The 6,185-nt window shown below is 42.8% G+C and carries 3 protein-coding genes; 2 read left to right on the plus strand and 1 reads right to left on the minus strand.

The window, feature by feature from the left end; translation table 11 throughout:
• Positions 1 to 17: 17 nt before the first annotated feature.
• Entirely contained in the window at positions 18 to 2,933 is a 2,916-nt protein-coding gene (locus E5355_RS06865) for a SusC/RagA family TonB-linked outer membrane protein (RefSeq protein ID WP_370282109.1), read from the minus strand.
• Between the two features lie 439 nt (positions 2,934 to 3,372).
• Between E5355_RS06865 and E5355_RS06870 the strand changes: the two genes are divergently transcribed.
• Together E5355_RS06870 and E5355_RS06880 are read left to right on the plus strand one after the other, a co-directional pair.
• Positions 3,373 to 5,088: a DUF6377 domain-containing protein gene (locus E5355_RS06870; protein ID WP_136009716.1), complete on the plus strand. Its 1,716-nt coding sequence runs from the start codon at positions 3,373 to 3,375 to the stop codon at positions 5,086 to 5,088.
• 843 nt (positions 5,089 to 5,931) lie between these two features.
• Entirely contained in the window at positions 5,932 to 6,174 is a 243-nt protein-coding gene (locus tag E5355_RS06880) for a hypothetical protein (protein ID WP_136009717.1), read from the plus strand.
• The last annotated feature ends 11 nt before the right edge of the window (positions 6,175 to 6,185 follow it).

The following is a 6,185-nucleotide window of genomic DNA, read 5'->3' on the forward strand; positions in this document are numbered from 1 at the left end:
AGTTATTTCTCCCTTTTTTAAAATTCAACATTGATACCGAAAACGAATGATTTGCTCTGCGGGTAAGTTCCATAGTCGATGCCCTGTACAGAACCGCTGTTGCCATATTGGTTCACTTCGGGGTCCATGCCTGAATAGCTAGTCCAGGTCAGCAAATTGCTGGCGGTAAAGTAAGGCTGTACGCGGCTGATACCCCATTTCTTGAATTGGCGGCAACGGATGTTGTAAGAGAGTGAAATGTCTTTGACACGCAGGTAGCTGCCGTCTTCTACAAAATAAGTGGAGTTCTTGATGTTGAAGTTGGCTTTTGGGACATTCGTAATCTGTCCGGGTATTCTCCAGCGTTTCAATACTTCCGTTGACTGGTTTTTACCGTCATACATACCCTCAGTTTCCATACGGGACACATTGAAGATGTCGTTTCCATAGCTTCCTTGGATAAAGATGCTCAGGCTGAGGTCTTTCCACGTAAAGGTATTTGTCAATCCGTAGATGAAGTCAGGATTCGGGTCACCGATATAGGTACGGTCGGAAGTGGAAATCTTACCGTCTTCGTTAAGGTCGCGATAAATCAAGTTACCAGTTTCAGGGTCTACGCCGTCGCTGATGTAACCGTAGAAACCACCCAAAGGACGTCCGGGTTCATTGCGTACGATATTCTCTTTCACCACCTCGGCACTGCTTGCTGCTGTATAGATTTTCTGCAACGAGAGCTTGGTCAGCTTGTTCTTATTGAAAGAAATGTTGAAGTCTGTATCCCAGGAGAACTCGCCGGTAAGGTTGTGGGAGTTTATGGAGAATTCAAATCCTTTGTTGGTCATCTCGCCTTCGTTACGGGTGATGCTGGTGGTTGCTGCTGCACCTGCAGGCAGACTTACATTCATTAACATGTCTGTTGTCTTTTTGTAATAATAATCCATGCTGAAGGTCAGTCTATTGTTCAGTACAGTTAAGTCAAGACCGATGTTGGTTTGGTTGGTGGTTTCCCATTTCAGGTCACTTGTTCTTAGGTTGGCTTGGCTGATACCGGGAACTGCATGGTCGTTGCCTTCTTCAAACCATGGTATGCGGTTGATGTTATAACGTTGCAGATACGAGTAATCACCTATGCCGCTTTGGTTACCGGTCTGTCCCCAGCCGCCGCGGAGCTTCAAGTCATCAATCCAAGTAATGTCTTTCATGAATTTTTCTGATGAAATGCGCCAAGCAGCTGAAAAGGACGGGAAAATGCCCCAACGATGGTCGGGATGCAGTTTGGATGAACCGTCGGCACGCATGTTCATGGTAAGCATGTACTTGCTGTCATAATTGTAGGACACGCGGGCGAAATAGGAAGAGATAGCCCACTGTGAAGCTCCTGTTCCGGTACCGTCCCATGAAATTTTATTGGCGGCATTCAGAGTCTGTATTTTATCGTTTCGAAAGTGTGAGCCGTTTATCCAGCTGTTGGTATAGTCCGATTGGGTATAGGAAGAACCAGCCATTATATCAATGCCGTGCTTCTTGATATTGGTGTTGTAAGTCAGTATATTATCGAAAACCAATACGGTATTCATATTCCGGTTGTCAGAGGCTGTACCGAAGCTGTTGCGCCCGTCGGTGGTCGATATTGGATCGAGGAATGTGGTGTTTACCCCGTTGCGACGGTCTAGGGTTACAGATGATTTCAACTTTAGGTTGGGCAGAAAGCTGACGGTAGCAGATCCGGATGCAATGAGGCGGTTCTCCTTGTTCTTGTTGTTTTTCTGGCGGGCCAGGTTTTCCATCGGATTCATGATATTTACCCCATAGAAGTTCTTATTGTATTGATTCGGCTTTTCAAGGTCCCAAATAGGAGCATAGGTCGGTGTGTTGATAACTGAGAGGACTACACCGCCACGGTTGGCACCCGTACCAGAAATGATGCCGGTGTTTCCGATATTGTCGGAGTAGGAGATATTGGCACTTACATTCAGCCAGCTGCGTATTTGGTTGTCGATATTGGCACGGAAGCTATATCGTTTGAAGTATGTACCTTCTAGAATACCTCTTTCATTCAGATAACCAGCAGAGAGAAAGTATTTCATCTTTTCGTTTCCATTAGATACAGCTACTTGGTAGTTTTGGGTCTGTCCGGTTTTGTAAACTTCATCAAACCAATCTGTCTGGTCTGTTAAACCTTCAAGAGCCGTGGGGTTGACAGCCCCGATTTCTTCCTGTAACTCACGGTACTGTTCTGTATTCAGGGCATCCATGCTTTTGGCTACTTTTGTCATACCATATTGTACGTTCAGTGCCACTTTGGCATTGCCTTCTGTTCCGGTTTTGGTCGTAATTAGTACCACACCGTTGGCTGCACGTGAACCATAGATGGCTGCCGATGAGGCATCCTTTAGGATAGAGAGACTTTCAATGTCGTTGGGAGAGAGAAAGTTGATGTTGTCCACGGGCACACCATCCACTACGTAGAGTGGGTCGTTACTACCGTTGAATGAGGTGGTACCACGTACGCGGATACTCATGCCTCCGCCCGGTTCACCGCTGGGTTGCATAACCGACACACCGGCTGCTTTACCTTGCAGGGCTTGGGCTGCCGACACTATGGGCCGTTGGTCCAAATCTTTTGTAGAAACCGTGGATACGGCAGTGGTTACATCTTTACGCTTCACACTCCCATAACCGATGACTACCACTTCGTCAAGCAGTTCGTTGTCTTCCTGCAATGTGATATTCATGTTGGTGGCTGCTTTTACCTCTATCGTTTTGTAGCCGATGAAGGATATTACCAGTGTGGCATTCTGTCCTACACTCAGGGAAAACTCCCCATCCAGATTGGTAACAACACCGTTGGTTGTTCCCTTTTCCAATACAGATGCGCCAATGACCTCCAGGCCTGCGGCATCTACTACTTTACCCGTAGCTGTCAATCGTTGGGCAAATGCATTTGTTGACATTAGCAGTACGAGTAATGTCAGAAGGAGCTTGTAACTCCGCGTAAGAAGATTTCTTGTAATCATTCTCATAGTACTTTAATTAAAAGATTTAATTTATTTTAGAAAAGTATGTTCTAATAGAGATTGGATGTTTTCCATAGTACACTTTTCTTTCTCTGTTGCAAAGATAGTGGACAACCTTATTCGTCCGATAGGCGGGTAATATGGAGAAGTAAGTGTGAGTGAAATGTAAATATCACATATATAGTGAGTTATATCCTTATGGATTGCTGTATAAAGTAAAGGTCAGCTACTATGGAAGGAGGTCTGTATATGCTGTTTTATCGCTGTAAATGGTCGAAATACCTCTTAACTTTCATGTACTTTTTAGGGTAGAAGTAGCTTATGTTTAGATAGATTAATTTATCTTTGTGCTCTCAGCCTTATATGAATAATAGAAATGAAAAGAAAAATCATAGCTTTACTATTTTTACTGATGGGGTGTACCTTTCTGAATGCGGCACCTTACAGTGAAAAGATAAAAGAACTGCTGGTGCGCCTTGACTCTCTGATTGCGCAAAAAACCACGTTTGCTATGCTTAAAGAGGCGAAGATTGCCCAGTTGCACAAGCTGCAAAAGGATGTGCGTACTTTGGAAGAGAGATATTGGCTGAATAAAAATCTTTATGATGAGTATTGCGTCTATAACGCCGATTCTGCAATGAATTATGTGGTAGACAATTTGGATATAGTTTATAAGCAGAATGATAAATACCGGCAGATGGAGTGGAAGATAAAAAAGTCTTTTCTGTTGGCTGCCACCGGTTTGTTGAAAGAAGCTCAGGATGAATTGCGCGGAGTTTCAGGCGGTTCGCTCCCCAAAGAATTGTTAGTGGACTATTACGGGCAAATGCTGTATCTGTATTCGCATTTCAATCAGTATGCCGGTAGTGAAATGGGTACTTTGCATGAACATTATGCACAGTTGGAGCGTGTTTACAAGGACTCTTTGAATATGGTTCTTACCCCTGAAGACCCCTTGTTCTTGTGGTATAAAGGGCAGGTAGTACAAGGTACGGACAGTATGTATGTTTTTAAAGAACGTTTGCAGAAGGGAATTCTTAATTCTGCATTCGACACTCGGCGCGATGCCATGAATGCTTACGTGCTGGCCTGCTTTTATCGCGAGTCCGATGAGCAGGAAAATTATCTGACTTACCTGATATATTCTGCTATGGCCGATGTACGTATCTCCAATAAAGATATTGCTTCGTTGGAAGAGCTGGCGGGGGTACTTTTTAGTTTGGGTGATATTGACCATGCCTATGTCTACATGAGTTACTGTTTGCAGAATGCCTTGGCATATCGGAACCGGGTGAGGGTAGTGGGCATCTCTGCAGTGCAGGACACCATTCATCAGATCTATCAGGAACGTAATCAGAGGCAAGAAGCGCGGTTACGTATGTATTTGGTACTGGTCAGTGTCTTGTCCTTGATATCCTTGTTTGCCTTCCTGTATATATATAAGCAGATGAAGCGATTGAAGCAGTCGCGCCAACAGCTGAATGAGGCAAACAACCGCCTGAATAAGCATGTGGAAGAACTTTCGAAAATGCACGGACAAGTGGCAGAAACGAATGTACAGCTTACTTCTTTGAATGAACAGTTGAGGGATACCAATAATCAGCTTCGTGAATCCAACTATGTGAAGGAGGAATACATAGGTTATGTCTTTTCCATTTGTTCCAATTATATCAGTAAGCTGGATGAGTATCGGAAAAATATCAATCGTAAGCTTAAGGCAAACCAGTTGGAGGATGTGAAAGCATTGACCGATACTCATTCTATGGCACAGAATGAGTTGAAAGAGTTCTATCATAACTTTGATGCTATCTTCTTGCACATTTATCCGGATTTCGTAAGTGACTTCAATGCCTTGCTCCATCCTGACGAGCAGATTGTGCTAAAAGATGGTGAGCTGCTGAATACGGAATTGCGCATTTATGCTTTGGTGCGTTTAGGTATCACTGATAGTGTGAAGATTGCCGAATTCTTGCATTATTCACCTCAGACCGTTTATAATAATCGTTTGAAGACACGTAATAAGGCTATCATTCCTCGGGAAGAGTTTGCTGCTGCTGTGCGTTCTTTGGGTAGGGCACAGAAGTGGACTTGATAAAGGCTTTTACTGATGATTGTCGGCTGTATGACGCGTCGATTATACCTAAGAGTTAAAATAAAAACTGTAATGTACTCTTTGTTCTATCCCGATTTTTGATTATCCCGATTTGTATTAGAGCCTGTTTAAATTTTCTTCAGCATTCTTTTAAGAGTTCTTTTTGAGGATGTTTTTCTGTTCTAATGAAGAGCATAGCGGGCTATGTGACGAATAGAAACAGAAAAACAGACCGGAAAGAAGCTTGGGAAGAAGCTGAAAAAACTTTTGAAGAAAATTTAAACAGGCTCTTAATCCTTTCTTTATTGTGTTAATTAATTCCCCTTGTCGGTTTTGACAGTGATTTTTTTTTTGTAGTTGTTTTCCTTGTTTTGTGGTTATTGGCTGTCTCATGCTGTCCTGTCCTCTTCACCCGCGTTCGTTCAGAGTCTTCCCGTCCGTTTCTCGTCGTCAGGGGTATCTGTTCGTCTGGGTATTTGCATTGATTTGTCGGTTCCTGGGTTATTCTCCGACGTGTTTCCTTGTTTTTTGTATTCATGTCAATGGTTGATTGTTCGGTATTATCTCGCTCGTATATATATAATGTGTTCCTTACTTTTCTGTATTCTTTTTCCTTCAAGGATTATGCTTTAAAACATATCTGGCAGTCAGTATTTTATGGAAAAGTTTTCAAAAATCCTCAAAAAAAGCTTGTATATATTTTGCAGATGTCCTTAAAAGCTCTACTTTTGCATCCGCTTTCGGGAACGAGGGCGGCGATAGTTTGACATTCTGACAGCAAAACGGAGCTATAATCTATCATTTTTCTTCTCTTTGCCATAGGTTTCTTTCGGAGCTTGGGTCTTGGAAAAGAAAAAAGAAAAAAAACTTCCGAAAAAATTTGGAAGTTATGCTTTAAAGTTCTTACCTTTGCACCCGCTTTTGAAAACGAAAGCAGCGCGAGTTGACATTCTTTTTTTAGAGACGGTGCACGGCAGTTCTTCTTTCTTTTATTTCTTTTTGCCTCCCTTTCGACAAGAGAGACGACGGGGAAAGAGAAAAGGAAAGAAAAAAAACTTCCGGAAAAATTTGGAAGTTATGCTTTGAAGTTCTTACCT

It is taken from the genome of Bacteroides muris (ex Afrizal et al. 2022) (genome assembly GCF_004793475.1).
GTDB classification, from domain to species: Bacteria; Bacteroidota; Bacteroidia; order Bacteroidales; family Bacteroidaceae; genus Bacteroides; species Bacteroides muris.